At 44.2% G+C, this 19,364-nt stretch carries 18 protein-coding genes and 1 other annotated feature; of the genes, 4 read left to right on the top strand and 14 right to left on the bottom strand.

What is annotated here, in order from left to right; genetic code table 11:
• Nucleotides 1-44 precede the first annotated feature (44 nt).
• Together P403_RS16875 and P403_RS16870 are read left to right on the top strand one after the other, a co-directional pair.
• Nucleotides 45-719: a helix-turn-helix domain-containing protein gene (locus P403_RS16875; protein WP_029330182.1), complete on the top strand. Its 675-nt coding sequence runs from the start codon at nt 45-47 to the stop codon at nt 717-719.
• A 14-nt stretch (nt 720-733) separates the two neighbouring features.
• A complete protein-coding gene (locus P403_RS16870) occupies nt 734-1,597 on the top strand; it encodes an IS3 family transposase (protein ID WP_235195150.1) in 864 nt (287 codons plus the stop codon).
• Between the two features lie 178 nt (nt 1,598-1,775).
• Here P403_RS16870 and P403_RS0111175 read toward each other — a convergent pair whose 3' ends face one another.
• From P403_RS0111175 to P403_RS0111140, 8 genes are all read right to left on the bottom strand, one after another.
• On the bottom strand, nt 1,776-3,467 hold the full coding sequence (locus P403_RS0111175; RefSeq protein ID WP_034801177.1) for a b(o/a)3-type cytochrome-c oxidase subunit 1: 1,692 nt from the start codon (nt 3,465-3,467) through the stop codon (nt 1,776-1,778).
• Nucleotides 3,468-3,938 (bottom strand): cytochrome c oxidase subunit II, encoded by a 471-nt coding sequence (locus tag P403_RS0111170; protein WP_029332720.1) that lies wholly within the window; start codon nt 3,936-3,938, stop codon nt 3,468-3,470.
• 12 nt (nt 3,939-3,950) lie between these two features.
• Entirely contained in the window at nt 3,951-4,064 is a 114-nt protein-coding gene (locus P403_RS16515; RefSeq protein WP_152638917.1) for a cytochrome C oxidase subunit II, read from the bottom strand.
• Between the two features lie 778 nt (nt 4,065-4,842).
• Nucleotides 4,843-5,550, bottom strand: coding sequence for a Crp/Fnr family transcriptional regulator (locus P403_RS0111160; RefSeq protein WP_029332719.1), 708 nt, complete (start codon nt 5,548-5,550; stop codon nt 4,843-4,845).
• 169 nt (nt 5,551-5,719) lie between these two features.
• Complete coding sequence (locus P403_RS0111155) at nt 5,720-7,102, bottom strand: aldehyde dehydrogenase (protein WP_029332718.1); 1,383 nt, start codon at nt 7,100-7,102, stop codon at nt 5,720-5,722.
• A 202-nt stretch (nt 7,103-7,304) separates the two neighbouring features.
• The gene (gene deoD, locus P403_RS0111150) at nt 7,305-8,012 is read right to left on the bottom strand and encodes a purine-nucleoside phosphorylase (RefSeq protein WP_029332717.1); all 708 of its coding nucleotides are present in this window, start codon (nt 8,010-8,012) and stop codon (nt 7,305-7,307) included.
• 24 nt (nt 8,013-8,036) lie between these two features.
• Nucleotides 8,037-8,741 carry a response regulator transcription factor gene (locus P403_RS0111145; protein WP_034801170.1) on the bottom strand — a complete coding sequence of 235 codons (705 nt, stop codon included), beginning with the start codon at nt 8,739-8,741 and terminating at the stop codon, nt 8,037-8,039.
• Nucleotides 8,741-10,498 carry a sensor histidine kinase gene (locus P403_RS0111140; protein ID WP_029332715.1) on the bottom strand — a complete coding sequence of 586 codons (1,758 nt, stop codon included), beginning with the start codon at nt 10,496-10,498 and terminating at the stop codon, nt 8,741-8,743. The genes P403_RS0111145 and P403_RS0111140 overlap by 1 nt, the downstream gene beginning before the upstream one ends.
• Nucleotides 10,499-10,706: 208 nt before the next feature.
• Here P403_RS0111140 and P403_RS0111135 point away from each other — a divergent pair, with 208 nt between their 5' ends.
• A complete protein-coding gene (locus P403_RS0111135) occupies nt 10,707-11,996 on the top strand; it encodes an NCS2 family permease (protein WP_029332714.1) in 1,290 nt (429 codons plus the stop codon).
• A gap of 107 nt (nt 11,997-12,103) precedes the next feature.
• On the opposite strand, the gene P403_RS0111130 is transcribed toward P403_RS0111135, so the two are convergent.
• A complete protein-coding gene (locus P403_RS0111130) occupies nt 12,104-13,387 on the bottom strand; it encodes an ABC transporter substrate-binding protein (RefSeq protein ID WP_029332713.1) in 1,284 nt (427 codons plus the stop codon).
• A 189-nt stretch (nt 13,388-13,576) separates the two neighbouring features.
• Here P403_RS0111130 and P403_RS0111125 point away from each other — a divergent pair, with 189 nt between their 5' ends.
• Entirely contained in the window at nt 13,577-15,040 is a 1,464-nt protein-coding gene (locus tag P403_RS0111125; RefSeq protein ID WP_029332712.1) for a potassium/proton antiporter, read from the top strand.
• An 18-nt stretch (nt 15,041-15,058) separates the two neighbouring features.
• Here the strand turns inward: P403_RS0111125 and P403_RS0111120 are convergent, their stop codons facing one another.
• The 5 genes from P403_RS0111120 to P403_RS0111100 form a co-directional block, all read right to left on the bottom strand.
• Entirely contained in the window at nt 15,059-15,658 is a 600-nt protein-coding gene (locus tag P403_RS0111120) for a DedA family protein (protein ID WP_029332711.1), read from the bottom strand.
• Between the two features lie 15 nt (nt 15,659-15,673).
• A complete protein-coding gene (locus P403_RS0111115; RefSeq protein ID WP_029332710.1) occupies nt 15,674-15,895 on the bottom strand; it encodes a hypothetical protein in 222 nt (73 codons plus the stop codon).
• A gap of 157 nt (nt 15,896-16,052) precedes the next feature.
• Nucleotides 16,053-17,027, bottom strand: a complete 975-nt coding sequence (gene asnA / locus P403_RS0111110) for an aspartate--ammonia ligase (RefSeq protein WP_029332709.1) — start codon at nt 17,025-17,027, stop codon at nt 16,053-16,055.
• A gap of 67 nt (nt 17,028-17,094) precedes the next feature.
• Nucleotides 17,095-17,355: a binding site (T-box leader), on the bottom strand.
• 143 nt (nt 17,356-17,498) lie between these two features.
• The gene (locus P403_RS0111105; RefSeq protein WP_029332708.1) at nt 17,499-18,386 is read right to left on the bottom strand and encodes a carbohydrate ABC transporter permease; all 888 of its coding nucleotides are present in this window, start codon (nt 18,384-18,386) and stop codon (nt 17,499-17,501) included.
• Entirely contained in the window at nt 18,383-19,273 is an 891-nt protein-coding gene (locus P403_RS0111100; RefSeq protein ID WP_029332707.1) for a carbohydrate ABC transporter permease, read from the bottom strand. Before P403_RS0111100 ends, P403_RS0111105 begins: the two co-directional genes overlap by 4 nt.
• Nucleotides 19,274-19,364: the final 91 nt, after the last annotated feature.

Below are 19,364 nucleotides of genomic sequence, written 5' to 3'. Positions count from 1 at the left end.
TTGAAATAAGAAAAACTGTTTACTTTTGAAAGGAGCTTTTTTCTATGTCCAAATTCAAGCGTTCCGCTAGTGAAAAACTATATGCCATCCAAACTTATGAAGAAGGAGTGTCCACGTTGTGGGAAGTCGCAAGACTCTTCGGGGTCACACAATCGACCCTACTCAGATGGAGACAGATGTATCGTCAAGGCGGTATCTCAGCTTTGGAGAAACGGTCGGTATGCACGAAGTATTCCAATGAGTTTAAAGAGCGAGCCGTACGCGACGTGCTAGAAAAAGGTGAGCCCGTCATGGACGTCATCATAAAATTAAACATCTCCAGTGCAAGCGTACTCAGACGTTGGATTTCAAACTATAATGGTCGTAGTGAAGACACACTACTAAAGGAGCGATTCGCTATGACCAGAGGAAGAATCACGACATTCGAAGAACGCGTTAGTATAGTCAGCGACTGTCTTAAAAATGGAAAGAAGTATAAAGAAACTGCGAAGACCCACCGGGTCTCCTACCAACAAATCTACAAGTGGGTTCAAAAGTATGAAAAGAATGGGATTGACGGACTGATGGATAGCCGTGGACGTACGAAACCGTTTGAGGAACTGACGGACGTGGAACGCCTCTCCATCGAGATGAAAAAGATTGAGCAAGAGAACGAGCTTCTTCGAATGGAAAATGAGTTCTTAAAAAAGCTAGAGGAGTTCGAAAGGGGGAGAGGTTAGACCAAGTCCGAAATTTGGATAAGTACAAGGCTATACAATCGTTGGCGGACCAGTTCGGCTATTCGATTGTCGCCCTCTGTCGTTTTGCGGACGTATCCCGTGCTGCCTATTATAAATGGTTAAATCGTGTACCGACGGTACGCGAAGAAGAGAACATCATGATCATTGAAGAGCTGACATCTATTCATGAGTCGGTAGATGGAGTCTATGGATGTGAACGAATGGTCTTGAATCTAGATCGCCAATTTAACAGAACGGTTAATCATAAACGGGTTCGTCGCTTGATGCGAATCGCCGGCATTCGTTGCGTCATTCGTCGAACACGACCGAAATATATGAGAACCATACCCGGACAAACGGCAGAAAATCTTCTGAATCGTGAATTCCATGCGGAAAAACCGAATCAGAAATGGTTAACAGATATCACGGAATTCAAATACGGCACCTCAAAAAAGGCTTATTTAAGTGCAATTCTCGATTTGTATGATGGATCAATTCGTTCATTTGTGCTAAGTCGTTCGAATAACAGTCAGCTCGTCTTCGATACGCTAAAACTCGCCTTGGATGATGATCCTGGTAGCTTCCCTCTTCTTCATAGTGACCGTGGGTTTCAATATACGTCAAATGCCTTTCATCATATGACTCAACAAGCTGGGATCACACAAAGCATGTCCCGTGCCGGTAAATGCATCGATAATGGTCCAATCGAATCTTTTTGGGGAGCGCTAAAGTGTGAAAGCTACTATCTTCATACATTCGAGGAGTTCGATGAACTCCACGATGCAATCCGACGCTACATTCGATTTTATAATGAGCTGCGGTATCAAAAACGATTAAACGGCTTAAGTCCGCTGGAATTCAGGGCTCAAGCCGTTTAAAAAATTTATATTATTTGACCTGTCTACTTGACGGGGAGCAGTTCATTCAGAGGCAGGCAAGACCCTGCTCGTTGTCCGGTAGGATCAAGGAGCAACGGCTTGCGCCTCGCCCGAGGAAAGCAACGAATAAAGACGCTTATCTCCCGATAGCACTTTTCGGTGTGACTTACTCAGTCCTTTACCAGAGTTTCCACCCCGGTGCTCCAGGAGGGGCATTGTCAATCATGTGCCAAATCGGTACTGTGTAAGCAAAAGCAATCAAAGCAAACGTCACGAAAATCCAAAGTTTCCAGTTCTCAAAAAAGAGTGGCGTCTGCATCGCTGCTTCTTCTGTTTCTGCGACCGGGAATTCAGTAATTCCTTTTGGTGTCCGGAAGGCCAGTTGGAACATCGCAAACAAGAACAAGAGAATTGAAATAAAGAGAATCGTACCACCAATTGCCATCGCAACGTGATACGGAATCCAGTCTGCGACGAGCGAATCTTTGAAGTATGCCGCAGGACCCGTCCGTCTTGGATTACCGAGCAAACCTGAAATATGCATCGCAGTCGACATAAAGAGCATACCAATCGTCCACGTCGCCGTCTGGATCAGACCAATTGTATTAATCCGTTTTGTTAAGGTCCGTCCCCGTAGTAATGGAACGAGCCAATAGGCGGTTCCAAAGAACGTCAACGCCACGGCAGCTCCGACTGTGATATGGAAGTGACCTGTCACCCATAAAGTGTTATGCACGACGATATTCAATTGGTGGGAAGCATTGACGACACCACCGGCTCCAGCCGGGATGAAGAATAACATGCCGACGAACGGTGCAAGAAAGCGGACATCCCGGTACGGCATTTTCTTAATCCACCCAAATAGTCCGGTCGCGCCTTGACGACGACCTGCTAGTTCGAATGTCGCAAACATCGAGAATGCCGTCATCAATGAAGGAATGATGACAAGGAACGTCAAGACGACTTGGATGTACTTCCAAAATGCTGAAATACCGGGTTCGAGCAACTGATGGTGAAAACCAACAGGGAACGAGAATAACAAGAACAATAAAAACGACATCCGTGCTAAGGCATCTGAAAAAATCTTACCACCAACAACCTTTGGAATGACCGTATACCAAACGATATACGCTGGCAATAACCAGAAATAGACGAGCGGATGGCCAAAATACCAAAATAATGTCCGGGATAATTCGATCCCGACCTTATCTGTCCAACCGAGTGACAACGGCAAGAGTTGAAAGAGAATCGTTGCTGCGACACCTAGCGTGGCAATGACCCACAACAAAGCCGTCATGATACTCATGTAGGCTTGGAGCGGCGGGTGGATTCCCTTATGCTCTCGTTTGTAATCCGCATACATCCGGAACATTGCGGCAGAAGAAACCCATGTTCCAACAACGAAGATTACGAGTCCGATATAAAAAACAGGATGAGCTTTTAGTGGGGCATAAAATGTGTAGAGAACGGATGCTTCACCTGCTAACACCATCCATGTGACAAGGAGGACACCAATGATCATCAACCAAAATCCAACCCAGCCTAAGCGTCTCGGAAATTCTTCAAAACGCCCGAACGACTGTCCTAAAAATGAAAATAAAAGTCCGAATATAAATAATGTCGTAAAGACAATCGCAAGCATTAATCCGTGAGCCGTCAGCAATTCATAATATCCGACTCCAGCAATTTCTGGAATGACTCCCGTCCGGACGAGTGTCTGTAGTAGACCGCATAGTCCACCGATCAGTAACGCCACAAGTGAAAAACTGACGTAGGCAAATCCAAGTTTTGCTTCTTTCAATCCAATCTCTCCTGCAGGCATTCCCCGCTCCATCTCAAACTCCATTAACTTTTTCGAAATTGCGTTCATTTATTCCACCACCTTAATTTTAGTCGACATCATGTGATGCGCCGATCCACAATATTCATTACAGACAATCAAATATTCGCCAGCTTCTTTGAATGTGTACTCAATTGAATTGATATGTCCGGGAACGACCATCATATTGACGTTCGTCTTGACGATTTCAAACCCATGGACGACATCTTTCGACGTCACGAGAAAATCGACGGTCGCGCCTTTTTTGATAGTCATGTCTTGCGGTGTGAACTGGAAAGCTTGTGAGACCATGACGGCTTCGTACTTGTTGTCGTCAATTTTTTTCAGACCTGGTTTATCAAACGGCTTCGTCTGATCAACTTGCGTCGGGTCAATCAATGTCGCATCCGACGGTGGTTGATTATCAGAAGCGAACGCCGATACGCCAATGATGATTAAAAAGACTGCCAACATGATACAGCCGAACACTAACCATATTTTTTCTAAACGATGAATATGCACCCTGATTCCCCCTTATCTTGAAGTGAACAATAAAAAGATTGATCCCCACATTCCGATGATGACTCCGGCAACGATAAATACAGCGATAAACGTTCCCTTCAGTTCTGTATCTGATTTCTGACGCATGATTCGCATCTCCTTTCCGTCTTTGAATCGATAACTTAACCTACCTTTATTTTAGAAAAAGACACCCTTCGTAATATGTGATAAACGTCACACCAATTGTGACGATTTCGCGCTTTTCTTTTACAAAACACACATAAAGTTCACAACTTGTTACGTACTGAACATATTTTGAACCGCTACTGTTTGTGCGACACCAAAAAGGACCGCATTCAAAAAGAATGTGATCCTACAGCGTGTGGACAAACTATTATGAAGCTGAACATGCGATAACGAGAGGCAATCCGTTCGCGCTTCCCTGTCTCGCCTCGTCTTCAAAGCGACAATCTTCCGCGCCGCTACAGCAAAGCTGCAGGGTCGCGACCGATTGCTTTTCCGCGGTTCTAAGCGATTCGAGACGAATCGCGTGCTAAACCGTCTGCATGCCAGGCTTTCCGTCACGGTATTCCTATAAAAAGCGTCATATTTCGTTGACTCCTACGGGAAAAAGTGCGTTTTTAACACACTTTCAGAGGCAGGCAAGACCCTGCTCGTTGTCCGTGAGGATCAAGGAGCAACGGCTTGCGCCTCGCCCGAGGAAAGCAACGAAAAAAGACGCTTGATCTCCCGATAGCACGTTGTCTACAGCCTGAAGGACCACATTCAAAAAGAATGTGATTCTAGACTGTTGATACGCTCTTATGCAGTTTAACGTGTTGCGGTTCCATCAAAAGGATGATTTTGAAGCAATTTTTAAGTCAGCTCCAACGCATGGCTCCATAAGCTAACGCTCAAGTAAAGCTTAAATCCGGCAGACACCGACAGGACACCCTTCACAGTGGCAAAGATCGCGTAAATAGTTCGCATCATGAACGATGATTTTAGTCGTCGTCATCGAAATGACATTGTCTTTTTTCCACTGCGAAAACATCCGGTTGACCGTTTCACGTGGTGCCCCAATCAACTGACCGAGTTCAGTATCCGACGGTCGCTTCGAAATCACGTAATCGTCATCGACTTTTTTTCCGTCCATTGCGATTAGTCGTAAGAGTGTCGAAGCGAGTGCCCCTTGTTTCCCGAACAATAAAAGGTCACGTAGCTTCGTTTCCGTTTGTTTTCGCATCAATGCTTGCCAGCGCATGATATCCAATGCGAATGTTCCATCTTTTTTCATCAAATCTTCGAGTGTCGCTTTCGAGATGAAGCCAATGACACTGTCCTCCATCGTTTCGACACTATAGGAGCTTGGAAATGCTTCTCCGACATCGAATTCACCAAACAAGTCACCTTTGAAATATAAGAACATCATTAGCGGGCTACCTTTTTTCGTGAGCTTTGATAGTTTTACACCACCTTGTTTCACATAAAAAAGTTTATCGTTCATTTCCCCTTCCCAACAGACGATTGAATCTTTTTTAAAAGGTACCTCTGTCATGAACTCTTCAAGTAATTCACGTGTCTCGTTCGACAACACGAACGTATTGGCCTCTGTCGTCCCACAAGTAAGCATCTCGCATTCTCCTTTCCGTAGCTTCTGCCTTCAGTATAGAACATCACAAGGGAAAATAGCGTTTTTTCAAAAGATTGTCAAACTTTGTTCACTATTTCACAAATTAAATAAACAAAAAAAGCCGAGAGTAGACCACTTGGATTTACTCTTGGCACCGTTAAAGTTCCATTTATAATAAATAACGCATCCATTTTGAATCTGTATTCGAGCGCATGTAGCGGAACGGCAAATCGAATTTCGTCGTATTCTTGACGACACCTTTACGATGGCTGAACGTCTCAAAGCTGAATTTGCCGTGATAACCCCCCATACCACTTCCACCGACGCCACCAAATGGCAAGTTATGTTGCGCAACATGCATCAACGTATCATTGATACACCCACCACCAAATGACACACGGTCGAGCACTCGGTGCTGAACGGCTTCGCTCTCTGTGAAGAGATAGAGCGCTAACGGCTTATCACGGCCATTGATGAAGCGGATGACCTCTTCCACTTCACGATATGAATAGACTGGAAGAATCGGTCCAAAGATTTCTTCTTGCATCAGCGGACTTTCTGGATCAACGTCCGTCATGACAGTTGGTGCCATCTTTCTCGTCGCTGCATCGACTTGACCGCCAAATAAAATTTCACCTTGGGGCAAGTAACTACTCAATCGCTCCAAATGACTGTCCGAAACAATCTTGACGTATGAATTCACACCAACACCATTCCCATACTGGGCAAAGGCTTCCTTTTCAATCAAGCGTAAAAATTCCTCGCGGACGTCTTCATGAACGAAGACATAGTCCGGGGCGATACACGTCTGTCCGGCATTTAACCATTTGCCCCAAGCAATCCGTTTTGCGGCAAGCTTTAAGTTCGCATCACGGTGAACGATCGTCGGAGACTTCCCGCCGAGTTCAAGTGTGACAGGCGTCAAATGTTTTGCCGCTGCTTGATGGACGATTTTTCCAACACGCGTTGACCCCGTAAAGAAGATATAATCAAACTTCTCTTCAAGGACAGCTGAACTGACATCTGCATCCCCCTCGATGACAACTCCAAACCGTTCGTGGAATGCCGTTTCAAAGACTTCACGGAGAACACGCGAAACGTTCGGCGTTAGTTCTGACGGTTTCAAGACCACCGTATTTCCGGCTGCAATCGCCCCGATGATTGGTGCCACAGCGAGTTGGAAAGGATAGTTCCACGGGGCGATGACGAGCACATTTCCATATGGTTCATAATGGATGTCACTTTTTGAACCGATATGTAGCAACGGTGTCCCAACTCGTTTTGGTTTAGCGAGACGGCGAAGTTTCTTCTCCATCCGCGCAAGTTCACCGTAGACAAATCCGATTTCAGTCGTAAACGCATCTTGTCGTCCTTTGTTCAAGTCCGTTTTTAATGCCTCATAAATTGCTTCCTCATGCGTTTCAATCGCTTGCTTTAAAAACGTCAACATACTTAGACGAAACGCAACACTTCGCGTCGCACCTGTCTTAAAGAAATTACGTTGCGTTTGAACTAGGTTCGAAATAGTTGATTCAATCATCGTCGATTCCATCTTTCGTTCCTCCTCATGGTCTAGGGTATCTTTTCCTCATTCTATCATAGCGAATGAGCAATGATTCAATCGGATGCTCCTTCTTCTTTGTGCTTAGACAAAAAAGCAGGACCCGAATTCGTTAGTGAACGCGAGTCCTGCTGTATTTGTTTCATGCAAACAGTGATTGTACCATCCGCATGATTTTATTTCACGGGACCGATTACAGTTGAATCGCTGTTTCAAGCGCAACTTTCATCATGTCATTAAACGTCGTTTGACGTTCTTCAGACGTTGTTTCTTCTCCCGTTAAGAGATGATCTGAAATCGTTAAAATCGTCAAGGCGTTGACTTTATGTTTTGCAGCGAGTGTGTAGAGTCCTGCTGCTTCCATCTCGATTGCGAGGCAACCGAAGTCTGCCCATTTTTTGAAGTGGTGGAAATCATCTTGATAAAATTGATCCGTCGTGAAGACTTGACCAACTTTTGCGTCGATTCCATGTTCTTGTGCCATTGTGTACGCTTTATGCAATAACTCGAATGAAGCTGTCGGTGCATAATCTAATCCATTGAAACGGACGCGATTTTGAGCCATGTCGTGTGAAGCACTCATCGCGATGACGACGTCACGGACTTTTACATCTGGTGTAATCCCGCCCGCAGTACCGACACGGATCAAGTTTTTTGCACCATACGATTGAACGAGTTCATTCGCGTAAATTGACATTGAAGGAACACCCATACCTGTTCCTTGAACAGATACTTTTTTCCCTTTGTATGTTCCTGTGAAGCCATACATTCCACGTACTTCATTATAAAGAACAACGTCCTCTAAAAATGTTTCGGCGATATACTTCGCGCGAAGTGGATCTCCCGGAAGTAAAACGGTTTCTGCGATTTGACCTTCTGCTGCATTAATGTGTACGCTCATGTACGATTCCTCCTTGATATTGAACTAAATCGATAACAACTCTCTGAACTCATTTGGTGTCATGCCGAATTGCTTCTTAAATACTTTTCGGAAATATTTATCATCCTGATACCCGACTTCAACGGCAATCTCATAAATACGGGCATCCGTCTCCCCGAGTAACTCTTTTGCCCGGTTTAAACGAATCGTTTGGATATAATCCGATAAGTTGACCGAAAAGCGCTGTTTAAAGCGCCTTGATATATACTCTCGGCTCAAATAGAAGCGTTCACTCATGAGTTGGAGTGTTAACTCTTCCGCATAATGTGTCTCGATATACTTCGCAATTTGATCAATCGCCTCTCCTTGCTCTTGAACCGGGCAAATCAGTCCCATCGCGCGGGAGAGCGCATCATTTAAAACATCGGGATCGATCGGTTTTAATAAGTAATCAAACGATTGATGTAAAATCGCACGACGCATATACGTATAATCATCATACCCTGTCAACACGATCGTGACGACCTTTGGCTGGTGATTCTTTGTCCATTCTAACAAACTTAACCCATCTAATCCTGGCATTTCGACATCCGTCAGCATTAAGTCGATTTTTTCTTCATCGAGGATTTTTTTCGCAGCCGCTCCATCTTCCGCTTCAAAAATCCGTGATACCTTCCAATCATCCCATTCTCCGAGTAACTTCACCGCATCACGCACATGTTGCTCGTCGTCAACGATTAGTACATTCATCATAATTCCTCCTGTTCGATTGGAATTCGAATAATGATTCTGAATCCACCTTCTTTTGGAGATTGAAGCACCATGCTTGCGCGTTCACCATAAAAAATTTGCAGCCGTTCGTTGATGTTGTGTAACCCGATGCCGGATGTTTGACGGTCTTCTGGAACGCGATGTGCCCGCATGTTTTGATCAATCGTTTCGAGTTCCATTTCAGACATGACTGGGCCGCTGTTTTCGACATGGATGATCAATTGGTCCCCATCCGTTCTGATTTTATATGCTAAGTAATTTTCTGACGCATCACTTTGCTGACGAAAGGCATGCTTGAAGTAATTCTCGGCGAACGGTTGCAAAATCATCTTTGGTACTTCAATCGGATTCATGTGCCACGGGACATCGACGATATAACGAAATTTTTCGGGAAACCGCTGTTGTTGTAAACGCATGTACCCTTGAAGATGATCGACTTCTTGCTTTAATGTGACAATCGTTTGTTCATTGTTCATCGAATAACGCATCATTTGTGAAAGACCGGTGATCGAACGGTAGGCGACTTTCCGGTCACCTTGCAACGTCGTCGTTCCAATCGATTGGAGCGCATTAAATAAGAAGTGTGGATTGAGCTGTGATTGCAAGGCACGTAGCTCGTTCGTCCGATTTTCAAGGGCTAACCGGTATTCTCGTTTGATCAAACGATCCATCCGGTGCACCATTCTTTGAAACTGGCGATTCAATAAACCGATTTCATCGTTCGTCGTCGCGACAAAACGTGTGGAGAGGTCTCCTTGCTCGACCCGCCAGACATTTGCCGTCAATTGTTTGATTGGTTTTGTAATTTCGAGTGCGACGAGACTTGCCGCCATAATCATTAATAGGAGTGACACTAAACCAATCACCAATAAAATGATTGCCGTTTCATTTGCTCCCTTGATGACAGAAGCATAAGGAATTTTCTTGATCAGTGTAATCGGCACGCCTTGCTTTTCCGTCTTCACATACACGATGAACGAGCTACCGACGTGCATGCTCCCACTTGTTCCTGTCATTTCTTCATTCGTCACCGGTAGTGTCGTTCCTGTCTTCGCGATTAAGTGATTCCCATTCATTAACCATAATGATTCGTCTGGCGAATTTTCAAACAGCTGTAGTTGTTGTTCAAATACCCGAACTGGAATATCTACTGACAAAAAGCCGATGGGTTCACTCGTTTCGACGCGATCAATCCGGTAACGAAAACTGACGACTTTTTTTTCATCAAGAATCATCGTCCGAGAATTATACGCTGTAATCACATGTTCCGGGTCGATCAACCAACCATTTTCTTGTTTCATCAATCGAAAATAATCAGTCTCTTGTAACCAATCAAATTTGCCACGACCGGAAGTCTTCATATTATAGACAGAGTATTCCGAGTACCCTTTTAAAATCACAAAATGAATTTGTTCAACATCCTGTCTTGATAAAAAGAGACCGAGTAAGGAACGAGCGACGACACTATCTGACTCACCAAGCTCAGCATCGGCACCAGCATTCATAATATTCATCAATGAACGATTAGCGTAGAGACTTGTTGATAACCGTTTCACATCTTCCATATAATGACTGATTTGACTATTTCCGCGTTGGAGAGCGCTTAAACTCAAACGCTCGGCTTCTGCAATGTTTTGCTGACGCACATATATATAAGAAGCAGTTGTAGCAAGTGTTGTCGGAACCAAGATAGCGAGGGCTACAAGTAATATAAGACGCGTCCGGATGCTCTTCATTTTGCCACCTTCCACCCTTTTTCTTCTAGTAAATAGTATAGCATAACTGTATCCGCTTACATCCACTTCCTTTTAACGCTTCCGATGGTTCCTACATCAAGTTATGCATAATATACTCAAAAAATAATCCTTGATTCCGAATGAATAATCGTATAGTATCGTTAATGTTCGTTTTTTAATTAAACTCATCGAAGGTGGTTCTCTATTTATGTTTAAGCTTTCTGCCCATAATACGACCGTGAAACGTGAAATCCAAGCCGGGTTCATTACGTTCATCACGATGGCCTATATTTTAGTTGTCAATCCAACGATTTTAGCTGACGCTGGTATTCCGCAAGCACAAGCATTTTCTGCGACCATTATCGCGACACTCGTCGGAACGCTTTTAATGGGATTATATGCGAATCTCCCCATCGCCGTTGCACCCGGTATGGGATTAAATGCTTACTTTACGTATACGCTTGTCGTTGGAGAGAAAATCCCTTACCAAACAGCACTATCTGTTGTGTTCGTTTCCGGGATCATCTTTTTGCTCCTGTCACTTTCTCCAATCCGGACAAAGTTAATCGAGGTCATTCCTCAAACACTCAAACTTGCCATCACAGGAGGAATCGGACTGTTCATCGCCTCACTTGGACTGAAGATGTCAGGCATTCTTGTCGCAGATGAGGCGACGTTGATTACGATTGGCTCACTGTCTTCACCAGAAGCCATCATTACACTCATTGGTTTAATGACAGCTGCTATCTTAACAGTCAAACGTGTTCCTGGTGGTTTACTATATGCCATGATTTTAGCCGCCGTGCTCGCTTTCATCATCGGTGACCTGAAGTTTTCAAGTACACTCATAGCTTTACCGACGTTACCTGAAGGATTGTTAGTCGTAAATCCACTCACAGCGATTCAAGACGTCTTGCAATATGGACTGTTTGGTGGTGTTCTCTCATTTGTTCTCGTGACGATGTTTGATACGACAGGTACGATGGTCGCCGTCGGTGAACAGGCCGGACTGATTGAGAAGGACGGTTCACTTAAAAATAGTGATCGTGCTTTATTATCTGATTCAACGGCAATGGTGGTTGGTTCGATGTTCGGAACAAGCCCGACGACAGCTTACGTCGAATCTGCTTCCGGTGTTGCTGCTGGAGGACGAACAGGATTAACTTCGGTCACAGTCGGTCTGCTCTTTGCGCTCGCAGCGATTTTCGGTCCAGTCGTCCAAGCGATTTCAGGTGTTCCTTCCATCACGGCACCGGCCTTGATTCTTGTTGGTGCATTGATGCTCCAAAACATTAAACAAATTGAATGGGAAGACTTCAGTGAAGCATTCACCGCCTTCGTTATTATCGTCATCATGCCGCTCTCAGGAAGCATCGCGACGGGGATTGCTTTTGGTTTCATCGTCTACCCGATTATGAAAGCCGTACAAAAGCAACGGGTCCACTCCTTAATCTATCTATTTGCCATCTTGTTCTTTATCCAGTTATTTTTCTTATAAGACACAAAAAACTCCTCTTCCCTATCATTAATTCGATAGGAAAGAGGAGTTTTTCGTGTCGGTCCCCACCATATAAACTGCTAGTCTGAGATTGCTGTAGCTACTGCTTATTTTTTCATTTTCATCCATGTCTTCGTGAAGTCCTGTAACATCTCTTCTGACGTTTTTTGTTTACCGATATAGGCTTGCATGATCGCTCCGTATTCATTTACAGCACCATCCGGATATTTGAACCAGTTCCATGAGATTGTTTTGCCCTCTTTCGAGTAAGCTTGAATATCTTCTGCAAGCGGCCCTAAGTCCGTCGCTTCGATAGATTTAAAGGCCGGAATGAACTTAAATTTATTGACCATGTAGTCTTTTCCTGTATCCGATGTCGCCATCCACTCGAGGAACTTCTTACCTTCTTCTTTATTCTTCGAGTTTTTATTGACGACCCAGTTATTTGGGACACCAACTGGAAGACGGTCCATTTTTTCTTTATCGTCGTTAATCGGCATCGGGATGAAGCCCATTTCGATGTCCGGGTTCACATCCGTGATCAACTGTTGCGCCCAGTTCCCTTGCTGAATCATCGCTGTTTTCCCTTCAGCAAACTGCGTGACTTGTGTATTGTAGTCTGTCGTCAACGGATTTTTATTCCCATATTCAATCGTTAAGTCAAAGAGATCAATAAATTCTTTAAACTGTTTGTTGTCCTCGAATTTCCCTTTTCCTGCGTTTAAATCTGCAATGAACTGATCCGGATCATCTTGTTGCGCCATCGGAATGTTCAAGAGGTGATTTCCGAGGACCCACCACTCGCCATATCCAATCGAGAACGGTGTCACACCATCCGCTTTAAGTTTTTTAGAGGCATCCGTCAGCTCTGTCAACGTTTTCGGCAGTTCTGTAATACCGGCTTTTTTGAAGATTTCTTTATTATAGATAAAACCGTAACCTTCTAGGTTCATCGGCATACCATATAATTTTCCATCAATCGTCATCGGTTCTTTCGAAAGATCCGTTAAGTCACTGACCCACTCCTCGTCTGATAAATCTTCAAGTTTATCTTGCCACGTTTTTGCTTCAGCAAAACCACCATTATTGAAAACATCCGGTTCATTTCCCGACGCGAACTGTGACTTCAAGGCTGCACCATAATCCGATCCACCACCAACTGTTTGAACGACGACCTTCGTGCCTGTTTCCTTTTCGTACTCTTTCGCCATTTGTTCCATGTCTTTCGCAATCTCCGCTTTAAACTGGAATACATTAAGCGTCTTTCCACCTTTGGAAGAATCACTGTCCTTAGAATCGTCGCTATTTAGCGTCCCACCACCACATGCTGCTAATGCGACGACCATTGCCGTAGTGACGACTGGTACTGTTGCCCATTTACGTTTACGCATTCGGATACCTCCCTGATTTCGAGTTGATAATCGTGCTACGCTTTTACAATAAATGAAAACGCTACCAAATAAGATAGATAATTTTGTCGGGTGTGGTGGAAAATATTGAACAGTCGTTATCCGACAAAAAAACTCGGGATTAGTGTATAATGAAGTTAGAATTAAATTTTAACAAAGGAGTTTGATGCAATGTCCTTACCTTCGATCATTTTATTGATTGGTTCCTTGTTGTTCATCGCTGTCTGGACAACAAAATTATCCAGCCGCTTTAATATACCGGCTTTACTTATTTTCATTTCTTTAGGGATGATTGCCGGTAGTGACGTGACGGGATTCATTCGTTTCGATGATGCTGAACTGGCGCAACTATTCGGAACGATTGCATTAATCGTCATTCTCTTTGAAGGGGGTCTTCAAACCGTCTGGAAAGATGTTAAGCAGGAACTCGCCCCATCTTTATCCCTCGCTACATTCGGTGTGTTCATCGCAACGACTGTCGTTGCTGTTGCTTCCCACTATATTCTTGGCTTTAACTGGCCAAACTCATTTTTGCTTGGTGCTATCGTCGGCTCGACGGATGCTGCGGCAATTTTTTCTGTCCTGAGTGGTCAATCCGTCCGGCGAAAAGTCGGATCAACACTTGAAGTGGAATCAGGGACGAACGACCCGATGGCTGTTTTCTTGACGGTCCTCTTTCTTGAGTTCGTCACTAATCCGCAAGAGGCGTCTCTTTTAAGCGGCTTGTTTTCTCTCACGTGGGAAATGATGATCGGCTTATTGCTCGGACTCGCAATTGGCTGGATTGCTTCCGCCGTAATCAATCGAATCGATTTAAGTTCTTCTAGTTTTTATCCGATTCTCTTGATGTCATTTGGTTTCCTATCATTCGGCATCGCTTCTGCCTTTTCAGCAAGCGGATTCTTAGCTGTCTATGTCACTGCCATTTACATCAGCAACCATGAACTTGTTTATCGGCAGACACTCGTCCGTTTCACGATGAGCATGGCGCACTTGGCACAAATCGGGATGTTCATCGTCCTCGGTCTACTCGTCTTTCCTAAACAATTGCTAGATCCGCAAGTCATTCTTTCATCTATTGCGCTAGCCTTGATTTTGATTTTCGTCGCTCGCCCCCTGTCTGTTTGGTTAAGCTTATGGCCGTTTAAGTACAGTTGGCGTGAAAAAGTTTTCATTTCATTTGCGGGATTAAAAGGAGCCGTCCCAATCATTCTCGCAACTTATCCACTTGTTGCAGGCATTGATAATGCCTCGATGATTTTCAATATCGTCTTCTTCACCGTGCTACTCTCGACATTGATTCAAGGGAGTTTGTTAAGTGTCTTGGCTGACCGCTTACACTTAAACGAAACGGGCTCATCAACCATTCAAACCGTCATCGAGTTTATGTCGATTGGAAAACCAAACGCTGAAATCATTGAATTAACGATTCCGCGTCACCATCCGTTCATCGGAAAAATGATTTCAGATATTCAACTCCCGCAAGAATTTTTGATTACGGCAATCATCCGGGATGACCAAATCGTTACGCCACGTGGCGATACGGTATTCGAAGGAAATGATCAACTGTTGTTGCTGACACCGAAACACCGGATCAAAACGTTAAAACGCTTCCTGTTCCCTAAAACGTCATAATAAAAAGGAGAATCGTGTTTACGATTCTCCTTTTTTCGTTTTTCGACGATAAATAATGTAGCCGACGATTCCGATGATGATAATCCCGAGAATCCACCACAGTTCTTTTTCAAGTGCTTTTAACATCGACTCTGCACGTGCTACCCCAAATTTTTCTCCTAACCAAATGTAGAAGAACGAGACCGGAAATAATCCGACACTCGAAGCAAGGATATAACGCTTGAAGGAAAGATTAAATAGTCCACAGGGAATCGAGACGACCGATCGGACGACCGGAAAGAAACGACCAAATAGTGCTGACCACGTTCCGTATTTCGAAACAATTCGTTCCCCTTGATCGATTTCCCGTTCTTTAATTAATAACCATTTCCCGTAACGGACGAGTAATGGTCGTCCGGCGTAACGACCTAAGATATAGAACAATGTCGCTCCCATCAGGCTGCCGAAGAAGCCGATTGCTACTGCCGTCGTCCAACCGAGTGTTCCGTTTGAGACATATAGACCAAGCAACGGTAACCCGACTTCTGCCGGAATCAATTCCGTCCCTAACCCGAGAATCATAATTCCTAAAAAGAGCCAGAGATTCGATTCTCCGGCTGCGAATAACCATTCTAACACATGACCCCTCCTCTTTTAACCTCGCGTTGGGCGGAGGAAGTAGTAAATAATGACGACAAGTGTCGTCCAGACACCTGTGAAAATACCAATGATACCAACAATAAAGAAACCAAGAGCAACCATCGAACCGGTTTCATTGTAATCGCGCCACATGGTACGTAACCCTTTGATGTTGAACCAAAGGAATAAGACGAATAATAGCGCAAATACGAGACCTGTAATGAGTAGAGCAGACATGTCTTCACCTCTTTCTTATTACTTATTATCCCCATTATACGTCAATTCGACACGTCTTTCCTCCGTCTAAGGTCTTATGAACTTATTTGAATTAAAAATGAGACCTCACGTTTGCGAGGTCTCATTTTCATTTCTTCTATATAATACATTCAGTCGTTTATAAGAGATGGATCCCTTGTTCGCGGTACGAACGACGTGTCGCTTCAGACCAGACGGACGCTTGAACTTCTCCGATGTGACGTTTCTTTAATAAGAACATCGCCATCCGTGACTGTCCGATTCCTCCACCCATCGTCAAAGGCAATGTCTCTGAAAGAACGCCTTGATGGAAAGGAAACTCTAATTTGTCGTGTTCCCCTGTCATCTCGATTTGAGACAGAAGTGCCGCCCGATCGACGCGAATCCCCATCGAAGATAATTCGAAGGCACCAATTTCTGGGTGATGGACTAAGATATCGCCGTTTAATGACCAGTCATCATAGTCAGCCGCTCGTCCGTCATGTTTTTCGCCGGATGCCAACGCACCGCCGATTTGCATCAAGAATACCGCACCGTATTCTTTTGTCACTTCCGTCTCGCGTTCTTTCGTCGAAAGGGTTGGATAAGCATCTTCAAGCTCTTGTGTCGTCATGAAGTGAATCGTCTTCGGTAATGTCGCTTCGATTCCGAACTGCTCTTCCACTTCTAATTCAACTTGGCGAATCGTTTCATAGATGGATAAGACCGTTGTCTTTAATGATTCGATTGTCCGGGCTTCTTTTGAGATGATCCGTTCCCAGTCCCATTGGTCCACATGAATCGAATGTGTCGCGTCGAGTACTTCGTCCCGACGGATCGCATGCATCAATGTATATAGCCCTTCGCCTTCTGCAAACCCATAGGTGTGCAACGCTTGGCGTTTCCACTTCGCGAGTGACTGAACGATTTCGAGTTCTACTTGATGATCGATCGCGTCGAAGCGAATGACACGCTCCGTTCCGTTCAAGTGGTCGTTGACACCTAACGTGCTTTCTACGAATAAAGGTGCTTCTACACGTGTCAATCCGAGTGTTTGAGCGAACTGATCCTCAAAGCGTTTTTTTACGAGTGTAATGGCTTCCTGTGTCTGTTTCATCGATACGAGTGTTGTCATGGTATTCTTCCTCCTCAATTGTGTGTTTGAAAAAGAAGCCATAAAAAAGAGCCCTTCTCTCCCAAGAATATGGGACGAAAGACTCGGTTCCGCGGTACCACCCATGTTAACAGCAATAGCTGTTCACTCAAAAGACTGATGATCAATCATCATCTCAATCTTCGGCCATATGATAACGGACAGGCAACTCCGGCTACGCCTACTGACTCTCGTGTTCGGGTAGCGACTCCGGGATGTTCTTCACATCTTGATTCCGACTGGGCTCTCACCGTCCCCAGCTCGCTAATGCGGTTTTACAAGGTGTTACTCTTCCCTTCAACGTCGTTGTTACAATTGAATTGAGATTATCGTACACTATGCTGTCTCATTTTGAAAAGCTTTTTTTTCAAAAAAAATAAAATTGTCTGACTAGTCTGATTAAGTTTATCAAGCAAAAGCGTTCCCGCAGAAGCGAGAACGCGCTTTCACAAATTATTTGATGGAACCACTCGTAATTCCTTGAATGATTTGTTTTTGCATCGCGAAGAAGAAGAGCAACAACGGGATGATACCAAGCACGAGTCCAGCAAGCGCCAAGTCCCATTGTTTCGTGTACTGACCGAAGAAATAAAATGTCGCTAGTGGAATCGTCCGTAAATCAATATCACGTAACATCAACGATGGTAACAAAAAGTCATTCCAAATCCAAAGCGTATTCAAAATGATGATTGTGACCGTGATCGGCTTGAGAAGTGGGAAGACGATCCGCCAAAAGACACCCCACTGTGAGCAACCATCAATAATTGCCGCTTCTTCGATTTCTTCCGGAATCGATTTCATGAAGCCATGATACAAGAAAATCGATAACCCGGATCCAAAGCCGAGATACATCAAGATTAAGCCCCAGTAACTATTTTGCAAACCGAGCTGACCCGATAACTTCGATAACGGAATCATGATCGATTGGAACGGAATGATCATCGCTGCGACGAACAAAAAGAAAATAATCGTCGACAAGCGTGTTTTCGTCCGAACGAGTTTCCATGCCGCCATCGAACAGAAAATAACGATGATTGCATTGGCACCGACCGTGATGATGACGGAATTCAAGAACACTCTTCCGAAGTTCATCGCTTCCCAGGCATCGACATAGTTTGAAGCCATCCACTCTTTCGGAAGACCGGATGTGTTCGTAAAGATGTCCCCGCGCGACTTAAACGAATTCGACAGCACATAGTAAAAGGGAATCATATAGAGCAATCCCATGATGAGCGCCGCAATTTCAACTATCCCTAAACGGAGTGAATAGCGACTCTTTTTTTTCGGTTTATGTTTTGGTGTTTGTTCATCTGCTGTTGGTAAAGGTTGGGCCGTACTCATGCTTCCACCTCCCGTTTCTTCGTCAAGTAGACCTGTGTGACTGTGATTGCCGCAACAATTACAAAGAAGATGACAGCCTTCGCCGAACCGAGTCCTAAGTTGTTATTCGTAAAGGACTCTTTGTAAATATTGAGCGCCAACATTTCTGTCGATTTAAAAGGTCCACCATTTGTTAACGATAAGTTCGTATCGAACAGTTTGAATGACCAGGAAATCGTTAAGAATAAGCAAATCGTCACCGACGGCATGATCAATGGAATCGTAATATTACGCAGTGTCGATAAGCGATTCGCTCCATCAATTTTTGCCGCTTCAACCAATTCTTGCGGTACATTTTGTAACGCAGCAATATAGATGACCATGATGTACCCGCCACCTTGCCAAATCGAGACGATGACGATTCCCCAAAAACCTGTTCGGGCATCTCCGAGCCATGGTAATTCAAAAAGACTCCAACCCGTTAACTCGCCAATCGAAGAAAAACCTTTTACATAAATAAACTGCCAGATGAACCCAAGAATCAATCCACCAATCAAGTTCGGCATGAAGAAAATCGTTCGTAAAAAATTACGAGTTCGAATGTTTTGTGTTAATAAAAATGCCAGGATGAATCCAACTAGATTGGTCAAGACAACAGCAACAATTGTATAGCGCGTCGTTAACCAAAATGATTGTTGGAACTGTTCATCACTCGTAAACAATCGAACATAATTGTCAAAACCAATCCAATTCAGTTCACCTGTAATCCCGTTCCAATCCGTGAATGAATACATAACGCCATTAAAAAATGGAACAAGAACAATGACCGCGAAAACCAAAAAAACCGGTCCTACGAACATCCAGAAATCCAGTCCGCGTTTTAGTTTTTTCTTATTGCCTGATGCCATTTATCATCCCTCCTCTACCTTACAGTACGAAATTCGACAAAAAATGAAAACGTAACGATTTGACTCTTTGGGTGGAAAATATTGAACGATT

The organism is Exiguobacterium oxidotolerans JCM 12280 (genome assembly GCF_000702625.1).
GTDB classification, from domain to species: domain Bacteria; phylum Bacillota; class Bacilli; order Exiguobacteriales; family Exiguobacteriaceae; genus Exiguobacterium_A; species Exiguobacterium_A oxidotolerans.
Note: the sequence above shows the minus strand (reverse complement) of the source record. Positions and strands in the feature narration are given on the sequence as shown.

Coding starts and splice junctions, on each gene's coding strand:
- P403_RS16875 (WP_029330182.1), top strand. CDS start 45: ATGTCCAAATTCAAGCGTTCCGCTAGTGAAAAACTATATGCCATCCAA.
- P403_RS0111175 (WP_034801177.1), bottom strand. CDS start 3,467: ATGAACGCAATTTCGAAAAAGTTAATGGAGTTTGAGATGGAGCGGGGA.
- P403_RS16515 (WP_152638917.1), bottom strand. CDS start 4,064: ATGCGTCAGAAATCAGATACAGAACTGAAGGGAACGTTTATCGCTGTA.
- P403_RS0111160 (WP_029332719.1), bottom strand. CDS start 5,550: ATGCTTACTTGTGGGACGACAGAGGCCAATACGTTCGTGTTGTCGAAC.
- P403_RS0111155 (WP_029332718.1), bottom strand. CDS start 7,102: ATGGAATCGACGATGATTGAATCAACTATTTCGAACCTAGTTCAAACG.
- deoD (WP_029332717.1), bottom strand. CDS start 8,012: ATGAGCGTACACATTAATGCAGCAGAAGGTCAAATCGCAGAAACCGTT.
- P403_RS0111145 (WP_034801170.1), bottom strand. CDS start 8,741: ATGAATGTACTAATCGTTGACGACGAGCAACATGTGCGTGATGCGGTG.
- P403_RS0111140 (WP_029332715.1), bottom strand. CDS start 10,498: ATGAAGAGCATCCGGACGCGTCTTATATTACTTGTAGCCCTCGCTATC.
- P403_RS0111135 (WP_029332714.1), top strand. CDS start 10,707: ATGTTTAAGCTTTCTGCCCATAATACGACCGTGAAACGTGAAATCCAA.
- P403_RS0111130 (WP_029332713.1), bottom strand. CDS start 13,387: ATGCGTAAACGTAAATGGGCAACAGTACCAGTCGTCACTACGGCAATG.
- P403_RS0111125 (WP_029332712.1), top strand. CDS start 13,577: ATGTCCTTACCTTCGATCATTTTATTGATTGGTTCCTTGTTGTTCATC.
- P403_RS0111115 (WP_029332710.1), bottom strand. CDS start 15,895: ATGTCTGCTCTACTCATTACAGGTCTCGTATTTGCGCTATTATTCGTC.
- asnA (WP_029332709.1), bottom strand. CDS start 17,027: ATGACAACACTCGTATCGATGAAACAGACACAGGAAGCCATTACACTC.
- P403_RS0111105 (WP_029332708.1), bottom strand. CDS start 18,386: ATGAGTACGGCCCAACCTTTACCAACAGCAGATGAACAAACACCAAAA.
- P403_RS0111100 (WP_029332707.1), bottom strand. CDS start 19,273: ATGGCATCAGGCAATAAGAAAAAACTAAAACGCGGACTGGATTTCTGG.